The organism is Enterobacter sp. 5-4, from assembly GCF_000612205.1.
Lineage (GTDB): Bacteria > Pseudomonadota > Gammaproteobacteria > Enterobacterales > Enterobacteriaceae > Enterobacter > Enterobacter roggenkampii.
The window spans coordinates 15,523-31,749 of the sequence record NZ_JFHW01000004.1; the positions used below are offsets into that span (position 1 = coordinate 15,523).

The 16,227-nt window shown below is 57.2% G+C and carries 15 protein-coding genes; 5 read left to right on the forward strand and 10 right to left on the reverse strand.

Features of this window, described 5'->3' with window-relative positions:
* Positions 1 to 4: 4 nt before the first annotated feature.
* The 3 genes from ubiE to udp all read right to left on the reverse strand — a co-directional run bounded on the left by ubiE (position 5) and on the right by udp (position 3,186).
* Positions 5 to 760, reverse strand: a complete 756-nt coding sequence (gene ubiE / locus AA74_RS0101305) for a bifunctional demethylmenaquinone methyltransferase/2-methoxy-6-polyprenyl-1,4-benzoquinol methylase UbiE (RefSeq protein ID WP_008501525.1) — start codon at positions 758 to 760, stop codon at positions 5 to 7.
* Between the two features lie 66 nt (positions 761 to 826).
* A complete protein-coding gene (gene rmuC / locus AA74_RS0101310; protein WP_025910449.1) occupies positions 827 to 2,284 on the reverse strand; it encodes a DNA recombination protein RmuC in 1,458 nt (485 codons plus the stop codon).
* Between the two features lie 140 nt (positions 2,285 to 2,424).
* Entirely contained in the window at positions 2,425 to 3,186 is a 762-nt protein-coding gene (gene udp, locus AA74_RS0101315; RefSeq protein ID WP_003860792.1) for a uridine phosphorylase, read from the reverse strand.
* A 255-nt stretch (positions 3,187 to 3,441) separates the two neighbouring features.
* On the opposite strand from udp, the gene AA74_RS0101320 reads away from it, so the two are divergent.
* On the forward strand, positions 3,442 to 4,248 hold the full coding sequence (locus AA74_RS0101320) for a dienelactone hydrolase family protein (protein WP_021242857.1): 807 nt from the start codon (positions 3,442 to 3,444) through the stop codon (positions 4,246 to 4,248).
* 44 nt (positions 4,249 to 4,292) lie between these two features.
* Here AA74_RS0101320 and metE read toward each other — a convergent pair whose 3' ends face one another.
* The gene (gene metE, locus AA74_RS0101325) at positions 4,293 to 6,554 is read right to left on the reverse strand and encodes a 5-methyltetrahydropteroyltriglutamate--homocysteine S-methyltransferase (RefSeq protein WP_025910453.1); all 2,262 of its coding nucleotides are present in this window, start codon (positions 6,552 to 6,554) and stop codon (positions 4,293 to 4,295) included.
* A gap of 115 nt (positions 6,555 to 6,669) precedes the next feature.
* Between metE and metR the strand changes: the two genes are divergently transcribed.
* A complete protein-coding gene (gene metR / locus AA74_RS01000000121920; protein ID WP_032667210.1) occupies positions 6,670 to 7,623 on the forward strand; it encodes an HTH-type transcriptional regulator MetR in 954 nt (317 codons plus the stop codon).
* Here metR and AA74_RS0101340 read toward each other — a convergent pair.
* The 3 genes from AA74_RS0101340 to pldB form a co-directional block, all read right to left on the reverse strand.
* Positions 7,511 to 8,410, reverse strand: a complete 900-nt coding sequence (locus tag AA74_RS0101340; protein WP_008501530.1) for a carboxylate/amino acid/amine transporter — start codon at positions 8,408 to 8,410, stop codon at positions 7,511 to 7,513. The genes metR and AA74_RS0101340 overlap by 113 nt on opposite strands.
* An 82-nt stretch (positions 8,411 to 8,492) precedes the next feature.
* Positions 8,493 to 9,293, reverse strand: a complete 801-nt coding sequence (gene yigL, locus AA74_RS0101345) for a sugar/pyridoxal phosphate phosphatase YigL (RefSeq protein WP_025910456.1) — start codon at positions 9,291 to 9,293, stop codon at positions 8,493 to 8,495.
* 31 nt (positions 9,294 to 9,324) lie between these two features.
* On the reverse strand, positions 9,325 to 10,317 hold the full coding sequence (gene pldB, locus AA74_RS0101350) for a lysophospholipase L2 (protein ID WP_008501532.1): 993 nt from the start codon (positions 10,315 to 10,317) through the stop codon (positions 9,325 to 9,327).
* A gap of 109 nt (positions 10,318 to 10,426) precedes the next feature.
* Here pldB and rhtB point away from each other — a divergent pair, with 109 nt between their 5' ends.
* On the forward strand, positions 10,427 to 11,047 hold the full coding sequence (rhtB, locus tag AA74_RS0101355; protein ID WP_008501533.1) for a homoserine/homoserine lactone efflux protein: 621 nt from the start codon (positions 10,427 to 10,429) through the stop codon (positions 11,045 to 11,047).
* Here rhtB and rhtC read toward each other — a convergent pair.
* The 3 genes from rhtC to pldA form a co-directional block, all read right to left on the reverse strand.
* Entirely contained in the window at positions 11,044 to 11,664 is a 621-nt protein-coding gene (gene rhtC, locus AA74_RS0101360) for a threonine export protein RhtC (protein WP_010426287.1), read from the reverse strand. The genes rhtB and rhtC overlap by 4 nt on opposite strands.
* A gap of 61 nt (positions 11,665 to 11,725) precedes the next feature.
* Positions 11,726 to 13,555, reverse strand: a complete 1,830-nt coding sequence (gene recQ / locus AA74_RS0101365) for an ATP-dependent DNA helicase RecQ (protein WP_021242852.1) — start codon at positions 13,553 to 13,555, stop codon at positions 11,726 to 11,728.
* Positions 13,556 to 13,645: 90 nt separating this feature from the next.
* The gene (pldA, locus tag AA74_RS0101370; protein WP_008501537.1) at positions 13,646 to 14,515 is read right to left on the reverse strand and encodes a phospholipase A; all 870 of its coding nucleotides are present in this window, start codon (positions 14,513 to 14,515) and stop codon (positions 13,646 to 13,648) included.
* 163 nt (positions 14,516 to 14,678) lie between these two features.
* On the opposite strand from pldA, the gene yigI reads away from it, so the two are divergent.
* Together yigI and rarD are read left to right on the forward strand one after the other, a co-directional pair.
* A complete protein-coding gene (gene yigI, locus AA74_RS0101375; protein WP_008501538.1) occupies positions 14,679 to 15,146 on the forward strand; it encodes an acyl-CoA thioesterase YigI in 468 nt (155 codons plus the stop codon).
* Between the two features lie 51 nt (positions 15,147 to 15,197).
* Positions 15,198 to 16,094, forward strand: coding sequence for an EamA family transporter RarD (gene rarD, locus AA74_RS0101380; RefSeq protein WP_025910465.1), 897 nt, complete (start codon positions 15,198 to 15,200; stop codon positions 16,092 to 16,094).
* Positions 16,095 to 16,227: the final 133 nt, after the last annotated feature.

Here is a 16,227-nt window from a genome sequence, read left to right on the forward strand (position 1 = left end):
CCACTCAGAACTTGTAACCGCGATGCAGCGCGACGACACCCGCCGTCAGGTTGAAATATTCAACGTTCTCGAATTCAGCATCCTGCATCATGGCTTTTAAGGTGTCTTGGTCCGGGTGCATACGGATAGATTCCGCCAGATAGCGATAGCTTTCCGCGTCGTTAGCCACCAGCTCACCGATGCGCGGCAGCACGTGGAAGGAATAGGCGTCGTAAGCTTTGCTCAGCGGCTCGATAATCGGTTTGGAGAATTCGAGCACCAGCAGGCGTCCACCCGGCTTCAGCACGCGATACATGGAGCGCAGCGCTTTTTCTTTATCGGTCACGTTACGCAGACCGAAGGAGATCGTGATGCAGTCAAAGGTATTATCCGGGAACGGCAGCGCTTCGGCGTTGGCCTGCACATATTCCACATTCCCCACCACGCCGATGTTACGCAGCTTTTCGCGGCCCATTTTGAGCATGGAGTCATTAATGTCTGCCAGAACAACGCGACCGGTTTCGCCCACAAGACGTGAGAACTTTGCAGTTAAATCGCCCGTACCACCAGCTAAATCCAGCACCGTTTGTCCACGACGCACGCCGCTACAGTCGATAGTGAAGCGCTTCCACAAGCGATGAATGCCGAACGACATCAGGTCATTCATCACATCGTACTTCGCCGCCACGGAATGAAATACGTGGGCCACCATGTCAGCTTTCTGCGCTTTGGCGACAGTCTGAAAGCCAAAGTGCGTTGTGTCTTGTGAATCGTCAACCATCTCAGAGCCTGCTTATCAGTAAAATGTTCGTGAAGTGTAACAGATTGGGCGCAATTGCCCTACGTTTCAACCACCGTGAAAGAAACGCGCCGGAGTCTCGTCTGGTGATAAATCCACCGCTAACGCATTGTCTTCGCTGTTTGTCTTTTGTTCTTCTGCCCCTTCACGCAGGCGAAACTCGTCATCCTGGGCGGTAGCCTGTTCAACCAATTCCGGATTAATCTCGCGTTTCACCTCAACCCCCAGGCTGCGGAATGATTCGGCCTGCGCCAGAAGATTGCCACGTCCTGAGGCGAGTTTTTTCATCGCCTGACGGTAGTTATCCTGCGCGCGGTCCAGGCTCTGCCCGACTGAGGACATGTCGTCCACGAAGAGGCGCATTTTGTCGTACAGCTTGCTGGCGCGGTCGGCAATCTGCTGCGCGTTGCGGCTCTGGTGCTCGTAGCGCCACAGGTTCGCAATCGTGCGTAAGGCCACCAGCAGCGTGGTGGGGCTGACCAGCATAATATTATTTTTGAGCGCTTCGGTGATGAGTTCAGGCTGCCTGTCGAGTGCCAGCAGAAACGCGGGCTCTACCGGAATAAACATCAGGACATAGTCCAGCGAGCGCAGCCCCGGTAGCTGCTGATAGTCTTTCCTGCCGAGCAGGCGAATATGATTGCGTACGGAGGCAATGTGCTCCTGCAGCGCCGATTCTCGGGTGTAGTCATCTTCCGCATTGAAGTAACGCTCATACGCCACCAGCGTCATTTTGGCGTCAATCACCACATCTTTGCCCTGCGGCAGCCGCACAATCACATCCGGCTGCATTCGCGAGCGGGCATCGTTTTCGATACTCACCTGGGTTTCGTATTCATACCCTTCCCGCAGGCCAGAGGCTTCCAGGACGCGGGTCAGCACCACTTCTCCCCAGTTGCCCTGGGTTTTGTTATCCCCTTTAAGCGCGCGGGTGAGGTTGACCGCCTCCTGCGCCATCTGGGCATTCAGCTGCTGGAGATTGCGGATTTCATGCGCCAGGGTGTGCCGCTCTCGGGCTTCCTGACCAAAGCTGTCCTGTACCTGGCGGCGGAAGCCGTCCAGCTGTTCACGCAGGGGCGTCAGCAGGCTGTTCAGGCTCTGGCGGTTCTGCTCGTCAACGCGGCGGTTGCTGTGCTCAAAAATACGGTTCGCGAGGTTTTCAAACTGTTCGCTGAGGCGCTGCTCGCTGTTGATCATCTGGCGGATTTTATCTTCCGCATGCAGTTGAGTGGATTCCAGACGGGTGGTCACTTCGCGGAGATCGGCCTCCAGTGAGGTGTTGATATCTCTCAGGTTGCGCAGCTCGTTGTTGAGTAACTCGCACTCCTCTCGCCAGTGATCACTCAGCGCAAGCTGCTGCTTTGCCGCGCTTAATTCGGCGACGATCTCTTCGCGTTCAGCCAGCTGATCGGCCTTCTGCTGTGCATGCTGATAGCTGGAAATGAGCCAGCCTATCGCCACGCCCGCCAGCGCAATCACCGCATAAATCAGGACTGAGATATCCACAATGCCCCCTGCATCAACGTATTACCCGCACAAAATAAGATTGTGCTGTATAAACGTCCAGTTTGAAAGGGTTTTCCTGCGAGGCGCTACGCAAAAAATAAAGGCCGAACGTGTCGGCCTTTGATTTCGAAAGGAGAGGATTAGATCAGGCGACGCGCGGCTTCAACCACGATTTTCACCGCATGACTTTCGGTCTGCTTCATGGTTTCAGCGTTCGGGATTTCCTGCTGAGTACGGTTGACGATAACGCCCGCCACCATACCGGCACGCAGGCCCTGGCTTGCGCACATGGTCAGCAGCGTGGCGGATTCCATTTCGTAGTTCATCACGCCCATGGACTGCCACTCTTCCATAGAGCCTTTGAAGCGGCTTACCACGCGGCCAGAGAAGGTGTCGTAACGCTCCTGACCGGGATAGAAGGTATCGGACGAAGCGGTTACACCCACGTGAGTGGTCGCGCCAACGGATTTCGCGGCTTCAACCAGCGCGGTGGTACATTCAAAGTCTGCTACTGCCGGGAATTCCATCGGCGCAAAGTGCAGGCTTGCGCCATCCAGACGCACGGACGCGGTCGTCACCAGCACGTCGCCGACGTTGATGTGCGGCTGAATAGCGCCAGTGGTACCGATACGCAGGAAAGTACGAATGCCCAGCTGTGCCAGCTCTTCAACAGCAATAGACGTAGACGGGCCACCGATACCGGTAGAACACACGATCACGGCTTTACCATCCAGCTCTGCGCGCCAGGTGGTGAATTCACGATGGGCTGCCAGCTTAACCGGCTTATCCATCAGCGCGGCGATCTTTTCCACACGCTCCGGATCGCCAGGGACGATAGCGAGCGTAGCCCCTTGTAAATCGTTTTTAGTGAGGCCGAGATGAAAAACATCAGACTTAGACATAGGTGACTCCTCTGTGGGTCGGTTAGTCAGAAGAAGTAAAACGGTACTTTACAGAAGCGGAAAGCATAATTTCGTGACACATCTCACCATGAATGAAAATGATTGCATTGTATTTCCACAAAAAGGTGATTTACATCACATTAACAAGTTATATCGTCAGGTGCTGCACAAAAGATAGACCGTTTAAGGCACTGTGAGTTGTTAACCTGGTGACTATATTTACCTTTGCGCTAACTCATTGGTACGGAGAATGCCATGACTGAAAAAACCGGTTTTGCACCTGCTGCGGCCCCGCATGCCTCAACCATCGTCTCAACGTCTGAAGAGGCCATCACGGCGGGTGAGACCTCTATTCCCTCGCAGGGAGAGAATATGCCTGCTTACCACGCACGACCAAAATCGGCAGACGGTCCGCTGCCCATCGTGATCGTGGTTCAGGAAATTTTCGGCGTTCACGAACACATTCGCGACCTCTGCCGCCGGCTGGCGCTGGAAGGCTATCTGGCCGTTGCGCCAGAGCTCTACTTTCGCCAGGGCGATCCGAACGATTACAGCGATATTCCCACCTTGCTCAGCAACCTGGTCAGCAAAGTCCCGGACGCGCAGGTGCTGGCCGATCTCGACCACGTCGCCAGCTGGGCGGCGCGCAACGGGGGCGATCCCCATCGTCTGCTGGTCACCGGTTTCTGCTGGGGCGGACGCATCAGCTGGCTGTATGCCGCGCATAACCCGCAGCTTAAAGCCGCTGTGGCCTGGTACGGTAAACTGGTAGGTGAAAAAACGCTCAATTCACCGAAACATCCCGTGGATATCGCCACGGAGCTGAATGCCCCCGTATTAGGGCTGTATGGCGGGCAGGACACCGGTATTTCGCTGGATTCGGTAGAGACCATGCGCCATGCGCTCCGTGCGGCCAATGCGAAGGCGGAGATCGTGGTGTATCCGGATGCCGGGCACGCGTTTAACGCGGATTATCGTCCGAGCTATCACGCGGAATCAGCCAAAGACGGCTGGCAGAGAATGCTGGCGTGGTTCAGCCAGTACGGCGGTAAAAAAGCGTAAAAAAAAGCCCGGTGGCGTCTACGCCTTACCGGGCCTACGCATCATCAAGCCTGACGCAAGTTTTGCGCCGCCTTCACCATGTTCGCCAGCGCGGCACGCGTCTCCGGCCAGCCGCGAGTTTTCAGGCCGCAGTCCGGGTTCACCCACAGACGCTCAGCCGGAATGCGCTGGGCCGCTTTTTTCAGCAGCGACTCAATCCACTCCACGCTCGGCACGTTCGGAGAGTGGATGTCGTACACCCCCGGACCGATTTCGTTCGGGTAGTCGAATTCTTCAAACGACTCCAGCAGCTCCATGTCTGAACGCGAGGTCTCGATGGTGATCACGTCAGCGTCCAGCGCGGCTATCGAATCCATGATGTCGTTAAATTCGCAGTAACACATGTGGGTGTGGATCTGGGTGTCGTCCTTCGCCACCGCGGCGTTGATGCGGAATGCCTCCACGCCCCACTTCAGGTAGGCATCCCAGTCACTGCGGCGCAGCGGCAGACCTTCGCGCAGGGCCGGTTCGTCAATCTGGATGATGCCTATGCCTGCAGCTTCCAGATCCGCCACTTCATCACGCAGCGCCAGTGCGATTTGCTTCGCGATGGTCTCGCGGGTTACGTCCTCACGCGGGAAGGACCAGCAAAGGATGGTCACCGGACCGGTGAGCATGCCTTTTACCGGCTTGTCGGTCAGGGACTGGGCGTACTTCGCCCACTCAACCGTGATCGGCTCCGGACGGCTGACGTCACCGATGACCACCGGCGGCTTGACGCAGCGGGAGCCATAGCTTTGCACCCAGCCGTTCTGGGTAAAGACGAACCCGTCCAGGTGTTCACCGAAGTATTCCACCATGTCGTTACGCTCGGCCTCGCCGTGCACCAGCACGTCCAGCCCCAGCCGCTCCTGCTCGATAATCGCCTGCTTGATGTGTTCGGCAATCCCGGTGCGGTAGTGATTCGCATCCAGATTCCCCTTTTTGAAGTCCAGACGCAGGCCGCGGATTTCGGTAGTCTGCGGGAAGGAACCGATAGTGGTGGTTGGCCACGCGGGCAGGTTGAAGCGGGCGCGCTGGGCTTCGGCACGCACTTCATACGAGCTCTGGCGCTGGCTGTCCTGAGCGGTGATGGCCGCCAGGCGTTTTTCTACCGCCGGGTTGTGCACGCGAGCCGAGTGGCGGCGCGCCTGGATTGGTGCACTCCATTCGCGAATCGCCGCCGTGTCGTCGCTGTTCAGCGCATCGCGCAGCAGCGCTAGCTCTTCACATTTTTGCAGGGCGAAGGCAAACCAGCTTTTTACTTCAGGGTCGAGACGGGTTTCCACGCTCAGATCGATCGGACTGTGCAGCAGCGAGCAGGATGAAGCCACCCAAAGCTCGCGTTTGCCGACGATGTCTTTAATTTGGGCGTATTTCTCGGTCAGATCGGCGCGCCAGACGTTACGGCCGTTGACCAGACCGGCGGAGAGCAGCCAGTCTGCTGGCAGGCGCTTGTGCAGTTCTGCGACGTCATCTTTGCCATGCACCAGGTCAACGTGCAGCCCCTGCACCGGCAATCTGGTGATGGTGCTGAGGTTCGGCGTCACACCTTCAAAGTAGGTGGTAAGCAACAGCTTCACCTGCCCGTTGAGTGCATCGTAAGCCGGTTTGAAAGCATCAAGCCAAACCTGCGGCAGCTCAAGCACCAGCGCGGGCTCGTCGATTTGCACCCACTGAATGCCGCGTTTGCCCAGTTCAATCAGCACCTGTTTGTAGACCGGCAGAATGTCCTTCAGCAGGCTCAGACGATCGAACTGCTCGCCTTTGACTTTCCCCAACCACAGATAGGTCACCGGCCCCAACAGTACGGGTTTCACCTGGTGGCCCAGCGCCAGCGCTTCGTCCACTTCATCCAGAAGCTGCGTCCAGGTCAGCCTGAACTGCTGACCTTTTACGAACTCCGGCACCATATAGTGATAGTTAGTGTTAAACCACTTGGTCATTTCCGCCGCTGCCGCTGGCTCACCCGTTGGCGCACGGCCACGGCCGATGCGGAACAGGGTATCGATATCTACCGATCCATCGTTGTTCTGATGACGAGCCGGCACGTTGCCAAGCAGCAGGCTTGTCGTCAGAACATGGTCGTACCAGGCGAAATCGCCCACCGGCAGCAGGTCAATTCCCGCCTGCTTCTGCTGCGCCCAGTGACGGGCGCGCAGCTCGCGCCCCACTGCCAGCAGTTCTTCACGGGTGGCGTTCCCCGCCCAGTAGCTTTCTTGCGCTTTTTTCAGCTCGCGACGCAGGCCAACGCGAGGGAAACCGAGAGTGTGATTACGGATTGTCATGGTATGCCCCTTGTGAAATTCGTTATTTAGACGTCCAGATGTTTACACTTCTATAATTGGCAGGTACTGTATATTCCTCAAGCGCAAAATGTTCATGGCGAAGTGAAGGACTTTCATGATCGAGATAAAACACCTGAAAACGCTACAAGCGTTGCGGAACTGCGGATCGCTCGCGGCAGCGGCGGCCACGCTGCACCAGACCCAGTCCGCCCTTTCTCACCAGTTCAGCGATCTGGAACAACGCCTCGGCTTCCGTCTTTTTGTGCGTAAGAGCCAGCCGCTGCGCTTTACGCCGCAGGGTGAAATTTTGCTTCAGCTGGCGAATCAGGTCCTGCCGCAGATCGCCAGCGCGCTGCAGGCATGTAACGAACCGCAGCAGACCACGCTGCGTATCGCCATTGAGTGCCACAGCTGTATTCAGTGGCTGACCCCCGCGCTTGAGAACTTCCGCCAGAAGTGGCCGCAGGTGGAGATGGACTTTAAATCCGGCGTGACGTTCGACCCGCAGCCCTCGCTGCAGCAGGGCGAGCTGGATCTGGTGATGACGTCCGATATTCTGCCGCGCAGCGGCCTGCACTATTCACCGATGTTTGATTATGAAGTGCGCCTGGTGCTGGCACCGGATCATCCGCTGGCGGCCAAAACGCGCATCACGCCGGAAGATCTGGCGACGGAAACGCTGCTGATTTACCCGGTTCAGCGCAGTCGTCTGGATATCTGGCGGCACTTCCTGCAGCCCGCGGGCATCAGTCCGCAGCTAAAAAGCGTGGATAACACCCTGCTGTTGATTCAGATGGTGGCGGCCAGAATGGGTATCGCGGCGCTGCCGCACTGGGTGGTAGAGAGCTTTGAACGCCAGGGGCTGGTGGTGACCAAGACCCTGGGTGAAGGACTGTGGAGCCGGCTGTACGCCGCCGTGCGCGATGGCGAGCAGCGTCAGCCGATTACGGAGGCGTTTATTCGCTCAGCGCGGAACCACGCGTGCGACCATCTTCCGTTTGTGCGGAGCGCGGAGCGACCCAGCGTCGATGGACCCACAGCGAAGCCAGGATCACCGCTCCCCCAATAAGGAAGCTCGGCCAGTGCGGCTGTTGCTGCCAGATGGCAAGGTTGACCAGCAGCCCTGCAGGAACATGTACGTTGTTCATGATCCCGAGCGTACCGGCGTCGACCTGCGTCGCGCCGTAGTTCCACATGAAGTACCCCAACCCGGAAGCCACGACGCCCAGCCAGACCAGAACACCCCACTGTACGGTGGTGGTAGGCAGCTTTTGCGGGTTACCCAGCATAAACCACGCCGCCACCGCGACGATCGCGGCCCCCATGTAGAACCACGCAAACGCGTTATGCTGCGGCATCGGACGGGTTTCCATCAGGCGTTTGTAGCCCACCATGCCGATGGCGAAGCTGATGTTGGCGAGCTGGACGAACATCAGCCCGGTCCAGAAGTGATCGCTCACTTTGTCGTAGCGAATAATTGCCGCGCCAATCACCGCCAGCGCCGCGCTCAGCAGATATCCCCAACGCAGGCGGCGCTTGCTGAGCAAATCGTAGATCAGCGTGATATAGAGCGGCGTTAACACGGTGAACAGCAGGAATTCCGAGACGGACAGGTAGACATAAGCCCGGAAGCTGAACAGGTACATGATGCCGAGCTGCATCGCCCCCACCAGCATATACAGCACAATCGTTTTCAGCGACTGCCCGCGCGTGCGCAGAAACGGCAGGAACACCAGCGCCGCCAGCCCCACGCGCATCAGCACCGAGAAGTAGCTGTCGACCGAACCGGCAAGGTATTCGCCAATCAGGCTAAAGGAGAAGGCCCACAGGATAGTGGTGATAATGAGTAGCGCCACAATGCTTGTCTCTCAGAAAGAAGGACAGGCATTGTAGCGAACTCTTTAGTTGACAACTGAGCAATAAACAACCGAATGAAGATTATTCAAGGAACAGCTTGCGCAGGTATTTCGGTACCGCGTTGTCAGCGTTAGAACCAATCACCTCCAGCTCCGGGTGCAGATCTTTCAGACGCTGATGCGCGTTCTGCATGATGCAGCCCTTACCCGCCATCGACAGCATTTCAGCATCGTTCATGCCGTCACCAAAGGCGATACAGTCTTTCAGCTCGAAGCCCAGACGTTTCGCGACCGCTTCCAGCGCGTGCCCTTTGGAGACGCCTCCCGCCATCACTTCCAGACAGGTCAGGGTTGAGAAGCTGACGTTGACGCGATCGCCCCAGCGGGCGTTGATCGCCTGTTCCAGCGGGAGCAGCACTTCGTGGCTGTCGCAGGTGAAGAACACCTTGCTGATCCCCTCCGGCTCCAGCAGGCCTGGCTCGTACAGGGAGTAGTTGAATACGGCTTCCTTGAAGAAACGCATCTCATCCGGGCGGTGGCGGTTCATGAACCAGTCGTCGTCGCGGTAAACGTTCGTAACGATAGCCGGGTTGTTGTGCACCACGCCGAACAGATCGGCGGCAATATCGCGATCCAGGTTGTGGGTAAAAATCAAGTTGCCGTCGGTATCATGCACACGCGCACCGTTGGAGGTGATCATGTACGATTTGATCTCAAGATTATCGCGGATCTGCCCCACGTCGACGTGGTGGCGGCCGGTGGCAAATACGAAGTTCACGCCACGGGCGGTCAGAAGCTTCAGGGTCTCTTTCGCGTAAGGCGACAGGGTGTGGTCAGGGGAAAGCAGCGTGCCATCTAAATCAGATGCAACAACCTGGTACATAGGGATTTCAACCTCTGGTGGAAAACAAAAATCAATTATGCCTGTTGAAAAATTCAACAATGGCGTTGAGCGCGACTGAGCGCATAGCGTCCTTTTCAAAAAGGATCTCATGGTACGCGCCGTTAATGACCAGCGGTTTTCCCCCTTCACAAGGGTGACCGGCGGCAGCGCGCAGTTCACAATAGCGGTCATGCATGCGGTTATCCACCACACGCTCTTCTTCCGCCTGAATCAGGAGTGTTGGCGTGTCGTCGTTGTCGACACCAGCCAGCACCTGCTCACCGGCAAGGATACCTTCCCGTACCCAGTGATATGTCGGGCCACCCACGCGCAGGCGGGGCTCATCGGCATAAAAACGCAGGTTACGACGATAGCGCTGGCGACTGTGCGTCAGCACGTTCATCGCAAACGGCAGCGCCCGCCAGCGTCCCGTCCCGATGGCATAGCCTTCCCGAATGCGCTGATGGCCCTCAGCCCAGTCGAGAATATGGCGTACCATCCAGTCAGGAAAACGCATGACGATGCCATACATCGGCGCGGTGAGCGCAATGGCGTCGCACTGGTGAGCGTGGCGCTGTAAAAACAGCGTTGAAATCGCACCGCCCATTGAGTGCGCCAGAATATAGCGCTTCCGCCAGGGGCCTGGCTCGACCTCCTGCTGCCAGAACGCGGCGAGATCGTCGACGTAATCGCTGAAGTTATCCACGTGGCCGCGATGGGTATCCGATAACAGGCGCCCTGACAGCCCCTGCCCGCGGTGATCGATAATCAGCACATCGAAGCCCAGATGGAACAGGTCATAGGCCAGTTCGGCGTATTTGATGTAGCTCTCAATACGTCCGGGGCAGACCACAATGACCCGGTCATTTTTCTTATCGTGAAAACGCACAAAGCGTACTGGAATATCGCCGACGCCCGTAAACTCATCTTCCTCACGCTGGCGCCAGAAATCGGTCAGCGGCCCCATGGAGAAAGCAGCAAATGCGTTTTCTCGTGTTTCCCAGTCCTTTTTCTGCTGAAACATTGGGTTTCTACTCACCTAAGCCAAGGAATATCGTTTTTTCGTAACCGGTCACAAAATGACTCAACAATAGCGTATTGTGGCATAAAAACAGACAATTCGGGAGTTTCAAATGACCTTCGAGTGGTGGTTCGCTTACCTGCTGACATCCATCATCCTTAGCCTTTCACCGGGCTCGGGCGCCATTAACACCATGACCACCTCCATCAACCACGGCTATCGCGGCGCGGCGGCGTCCATTGCCGGTTTGCAGACCGGGCTGGGCATTCATATCGTGCTGGTCGGGATTGGTCTGGGCACCCTGTTCTCCCGCTCCGTACTGGCCTTTGAAGTGCTGAAATGGGCCGGGGCGGCCTATCTGATTTGGCTCGGCATCCAGCAGTGGCGCGCGGCAGGCTCCATTAACCTGAATACGCTCGCTCAGACGCAAAACCGCGGTCATCTGTTTAAGCGTGCGGTTTTCGTCAACCTGACCAACCCGAAGAGCATCGTTTTCCTCGCCGCGCTGTTCCCGCAGTTTATCGTGCCGCATCAGCCGCAGGTGATGCAGTATGTAGTGCTGGGCGCGACCACCATTATCGTCGATATTATCGTCATGATTGGTTACGCGACGCTGGCGCAGCGGATTGCGGCGTGGATTAAAGGGCCTAAGCAGATGAAGGCCCTGAATAAAGTCTTTGGTTCGCTGTTTATGCTGGTTGGCGCGCTGCTTGCGTCAGCGCGTCATGCTTAGCGAGAAATGATGAGATGAATGCCGAAGCCGGCGAACAGCGCGCCGGCGAAGCCGTCGATCCACTTCGCAATACGCTGGTAGCCGCGGCGCATCGCCGGTAAGGCGAACAGACTGGCCACGATTGTAAACCAGGCAAAGGTTTCAACGACGATCAGCAGGAAGATGCCCCAGCGTGCGCCCGCACCGACGCTATCACCCACAAACAGCGAGAACACGGAGCCGAAATAGATAATCGCTTTCGGGTTCGCCAGGTTGGTCAGCAGCCCTTTTACAAAGCTGCGGCCGCCCGTTGCCAGCTCGACCTTTGGCTCTTCCGGTTTTTTCTCTTCTTTTTTCAGCGCCCCGCGCAGCATCTGGTAACCCATCCAGCACAGGTACAGCCCGCCGCCGACCATAATGATGTTATGCAGCCAGGCCATCTTCGCCAGGATCAGGTTCAGACCGAGCAGCGCGACCGCCGCCCAGACCATAACGCCCATGGTGATACCGAGCACGCCCATCATCGCCTCCTTGCGGGAGCGGCTGACGGCCGTTTGCGACACGAAGAAAAAGTCAGGTCCCGGGCTCATCAGCGCAACGATGTGCACTAACGCCACGGTGAGAAATAGCATTAACATAATTAGCTCGCGGGGAAATAATTCAGTGAGTCATCATCCTGGCACTTTTTCGCCCGGCTGACTACTCCTCATCATCACCATCAACGTGGGAACGAATGAGCGCCATAAACTCTTTACCGAAGCGCTCCAGCTTGCGCGTACCGACGCCGTTGACGCTGAGCATTTCGCTGGCGCTGAGCGGCATCTGCTCGGCCATCTCAATGAGCGTCGCGTCGTTGAACACCACGTATGGCGGGATGTTCTCTTCATCAGCGATGGCCTTACGCAGCTTGCGCAATTTGGCGAACAGCTTGCGGTCGTAGTTGCCGCCGTAGGATTTCTGCATCACGCGCGGCTTGAGGGCGACCACACGCGGCACGGCGAGCTTCAGTTCAACGTCACCGCGCAGCACCGGACGCGCCGCTTCGGTCAGCTGTAGCGCGGAGTGCTGAGCAATGTTCTGCGTAGCAAAGCCGAGGTGAATCAGCTGGCGAATGATGCTGACCCAGTGCTCGTGGCTCTGGTCCTTGCCAATACCGTAGACAGGCAGCTTGTCGTGGCCCATATCGCGAATACGCTGGTTGTTGGCACCGCGCAGCACTTCCACCACGTAGCCCATCCCGAAGCGCTGGTTCACGCGGTAAATGGTCGAGAGCGCCTTACGCGCGTCCATCAGGCCATCGTACTGTTTTGGGGGATCCAGGCAGATATCGCAGTTACCGCACGGCTCCTGCCGCCCTTCACCAAAGTAGTTGAGCAGCACCAGACGACGGCAGGTTTGCGCTTCGGCAAACGCGCCCATCGCGTTGAGCTTGTGGCGCTCGATATCCTGCAGCTGCCCCTGCGGCTTCTCTTCCAGACAGCGGCGCAGCCACGCCATATCGGCCGGATCGTAAAACAGCATCGCTTCTGCAGGCAGACCGTCACGCCCGGCGCGACCGGTTTCCTGATAGTAGGATTCGATATTGCGCGGAATGTCGAAGTGCACCACAAAGCGCACGTTGGGCTTGTTGATCCCCATCCCGAACGCCACCGTCGCGACGACGATTTGCAGGTCGTCGCGCTGGAATTTTTCCTGCACGTCGGCGCGGATGTGGTTCTCTAACCCGGCATGGTATGCCGCCGCGCTAAAGCCGCGATTTTGCAGACGCGCAGCGGTGTCTTCCACCTTTGCGCGGCTATTGCAGTAGATGATGCCGGACTTGCCGCGCTGCTCCTGGACGTAGCGCAGGAGCTGATCCAGCGGCTTGAATTTTTCCATCAGCATGTAGCGGATGTTCGGACGGTCGAAGCTGCTGACCTGAATATACGGGTCGTTCAGCCCCAGCAGGCGAACGATATCCAGGCGCGTGGTGTCATCCGCCGTGGCGGTAAGCGCCATAAACGGCAGCTCGGGGAAGCGCTGACGCAGCTGGCCGAGGGCGGCATATTCCGGGCGGAAATCGTGTCCCCACTGGGAGATACAGTGCGCTTCATCCACTGCCAGCAGCACCGGATTCCAGTGCGCGAGATGGTCGAGGAAGTTATCCAGCATCAGGCGTTCCGGCGCGATATACAGCAGGCGGATCTGCCCGGTGCGGCACCCGGCCATCACCTCTTGCTGCTGCTCCCGGGTTTGCGTCGAGTTCAGACAGGCCGCCGCGACGCCGTTGGCGAGCAGCTGGTCAACCTGGTCTTTCATTAGCGAAATGAGCGGGGATACCACGACCGTCAGGCCGTTAAGCACCAGCGCAGGCACCTGATAACAGAGGGACTTACCGCCGCCGGTCGGCATCACCACCAGGCAGTCACGGCCTTGCAGCACCGTTTCAATGATGGTTTCCTGGCCAGGGCGGAACTGCTGGTAGCCAAAGGTTTCATGCAAAACCTGTTTAGCCAGCGACTCCTGATTCAATACTTCCGCCTGCGCCACATTAACCCCATATGCGAAAAATAAAACAGGCGCTATTTTCAGCGCCTGAGAGAGAAACTTCAACGTTTAACGCAAAAACATTCGAGCAACCTAGAGAATATCGTTCAGCATCACGCCCACGCCGACGCGGGTCTGGTTGAAGTTGTAATCGATAAGCGACTCGCCGTAACCGCTGTAGACCTGCGTATAGATGCGAACGTGCTTCGTCATAGGATAGCTTAAGCCCACTTCCGCGCCGCCGTAACCGGTATTCCAGTTATACTGCCCCTTCGCGCTCAGTACGGCATCGCCCAGCTGATAGCCGACTTTGAGCTGGTAGTAGCCCATGTATTTGGTGATGTCCGGGTTGTCATCAGTGCTGCCGACCACATACCACGGCTTCACCTCCACCATCCAGTTACCGTTCTGCGCCATCAGGCGCGTATAGGCGCGGTTCCAGCTACGGGAAGTCGGATCGGAACGGCCGTTAGAATCATGGTTAAAGCCCACTTCGACGTCACGCAGCGTCCAGCCGGCGAATTCATAATCCGTTGCGAAGCCGAGGAACAGCTGCGGCTCGTAGTTGGTTTCGCGGAACGGCGAGGATTCCCCGCTGTTAGAGAGCTGCCACCAGGACTTCTGCGTGTAAGACGCACCGAGCACCGAGTTCGGCCCCAGAATGCCGCGCCAGAACGGGAACGCGAGGCTGAGCTGGAACTTCACCTCATCTTTACGCGCATTATCAGACCAGTTATAGGAGCTTATCGCCTCTTTGTTGAGGTCACTGGTCTGGGTGTAAATCACGTAGTTGGTGTCGTACGGATAGAGCGTGAACGGATTGTCATGCTCCTGAAGAAGGTTCGCGATAATGCTACCGTGCACGGCAGGCTTATCATGCACCTCTTTAATTGTCGCTTCCTGCGCATAGGCTGTGAGGGGCAGCGAAATCGCCGCCAGTAACCAGGCCAGATACGTCCGCATCGGTGGTGTTCTCCTGCAAAAGAGTAAAATTACCTGAATAGTTATGTGGCGAACATTCTACAGACTTCTGAGACAACTGCTGCATCCTCGTTTCTGAAAGTAGCATTCCTTGTTGCTGAGGCATAAAATCAACATTTCGTTAACAATAAGGATGTGATGCCTCATGTCAGCCATGCTTACCGCCGAAGAAGTGTTAAAACTCGTGGGCGAGATATTTGTTTACCATATGCCGTTTAACCGTGCGCTGGGACTGGAGCTGGAGCGTTACGAGAAAGACTTTGCCCAGCTGAGTTTCAATAACCAGCCGATGATGGTCGGGAACTGGGCGCAAAGTATTTTACACGGCGGCGTGATTGCCTCCGCGCTGGACGTGGCGGCAGGACTGGTCTGCGTGGGCAGTACGCTGACGCGCCATGACACCATCAACGAAGACGAACTTCGCCAGCGTCTGGCGCGCATGGGCACCATTGATTTGCGCGTCGACTATCTTCGCCCGGGGCGCGGAAACCGCTTCACCTGTACCAGCAGCCTGCTGCGCGCCGGGAATAAAGTTGCCGTGGCGCGCGTGGAATTACACAACGAAGAACAGGTTTATATCGCCAGCGCAACCGCCACTTATATGGTGGGTTGAGGCGGCAAAATCGGGTAAAATTGATTCACTTTTTTGTAACGGATTTTCCCGATGGATGCTAAACAGACGCGGCAGGGCGTTTTACTCGCCCTTGCCGCTTATTTTATTTGGGGTATCGCCCCGGCGTACTTCAAGCTAATCGCCTACGTTCCGGCTGATGAGATCCTCACTCACCGCGTCATCTGGTCGTTTTTCTTTATGATTGCGCTGATGAGCCTCAGCCGTCAGTGGTCGGGCGTAAAAACGCTGCTGCAAACCCCGAAGAAGATCTTCCTGCTGGCGCTCTCTGCCGTGCTGATTGGCGGTAACTGGCTGCTGTTTATCTGGGCAGTGAATAACCATCACATGCTCGAAGCGAGCCTGGGGTACTTCATTAACCCGCTGGTGAACATCGTGCTGGGGATGATTTTCCTCGGTGAGCGCTTCCGCCGGATGCAGTGGGTGGCGGTGATTCTGGCCTTCTGCGGCGTGCTGGTGCAGCTGTGGACGTTCGGCTCGCTGCCAATTATCGCCCTCGGTCTGGCGTTCAGCTTTGCCTTCTACGGCCTGGTGCGTAAGAAGATTGCGGTGGAAGCGCAGACGGGGATGCTGTTTGAAACCCTGTGGCTGCTGCCGGTGGCGGCGATTTATCTCTTCGGCATCGCCGACAGCCCAACCAGCCACATGGGCAGCAATCCGTGGTCGCTGAACCTGATGCTGATGGCGGCGGGCGTGGTAACCACCATTCCACTGCTGTGCTTCACCGGTGCAGCGACGCGCCTGCGTCTCTCCACGCTGGGCTTCTTCCAGTACATTGGCCCGACGCTGATGTTCCTGCTGGCAGTGGTGTTTTACGGCGAAGTGCCGGGTGCGGATAAGATGGTGACGTTCGCCTTTATCTGGGTGGCATTGGCGATCTTTGTTGCGGATGCGATTTATACCCAGCGCAGGGGGCGCAGAGGGCTGTAGTGCCTTTTTGCCGGATGGCGGCTGCGCCTTATCCGGCCTACAAGATCTGTAGGCCCGGTAAGCGTAGTGTATGACCGGATACATAGGTGACAGATCAGACCGGGAACATAGGTAACACTTTTAGTCTATCCGC

Coding starts and splice junctions, on each gene's coding strand:
- ubiE (WP_008501525.1), bottom strand. CDS start 760: ATGGTTGACGATTCACAAGACACAACGCACTTTGGCTTTCAGACTGTC.
- udp (WP_003860792.1), bottom strand. CDS start 3,186: ATGTCTAAGTCTGATGTTTTTCATCTCGGCCTCACTAAAAACGATTTA.
- AA74_RS0101320 (WP_021242857.1), top strand. CDS start 3,442: ATGACTGAAAAAACCGGTTTTGCACCTGCTGCGGCCCCGCATGCCTCA.
- metE (WP_025910453.1), bottom strand. CDS start 6,554: ATGACAATCCGTAATCACACTCTCGGTTTCCCTCGCGTTGGCCTGCGT.
- metR (WP_032667210.1), top strand. CDS start 6,670: ATGATCGAGATAAAACACCTGAAAACGCTACAAGCGTTGCGGAACTGC.
- yigL (WP_025910456.1), bottom strand. CDS start 9,293: ATGTACCAGGTTGTTGCATCTGATTTAGATGGCACGCTGCTTTCCCCT.
- pldB (WP_008501532.1), bottom strand. CDS start 10,317: ATGTTTCAGCAGAAAAAGGACTGGGAAACACGAGAAAACGCATTTGCT.
- rhtB (WP_008501533.1), top strand. CDS start 10,427: ATGACCTTCGAGTGGTGGTTCGCTTACCTGCTGACATCCATCATCCTT.
- rhtC (WP_010426287.1), bottom strand. CDS start 11,664: ATGTTAATGCTATTTCTCACCGTGGCGTTAGTGCACATCGTTGCGCTG.
- pldA (WP_008501537.1), bottom strand. CDS start 14,515: ATGCGGACGTATCTGGCCTGGTTACTGGCGGCGATTTCGCTGCCCCTC.
- yigI (WP_008501538.1), top strand. CDS start 14,679: ATGTCAGCCATGCTTACCGCCGAAGAAGTGTTAAAACTCGTGGGCGAG.
- rarD (WP_025910465.1), top strand. CDS start 15,198: ATGGATGCTAAACAGACGCGGCAGGGCGTTTTACTCGCCCTTGCCGCT.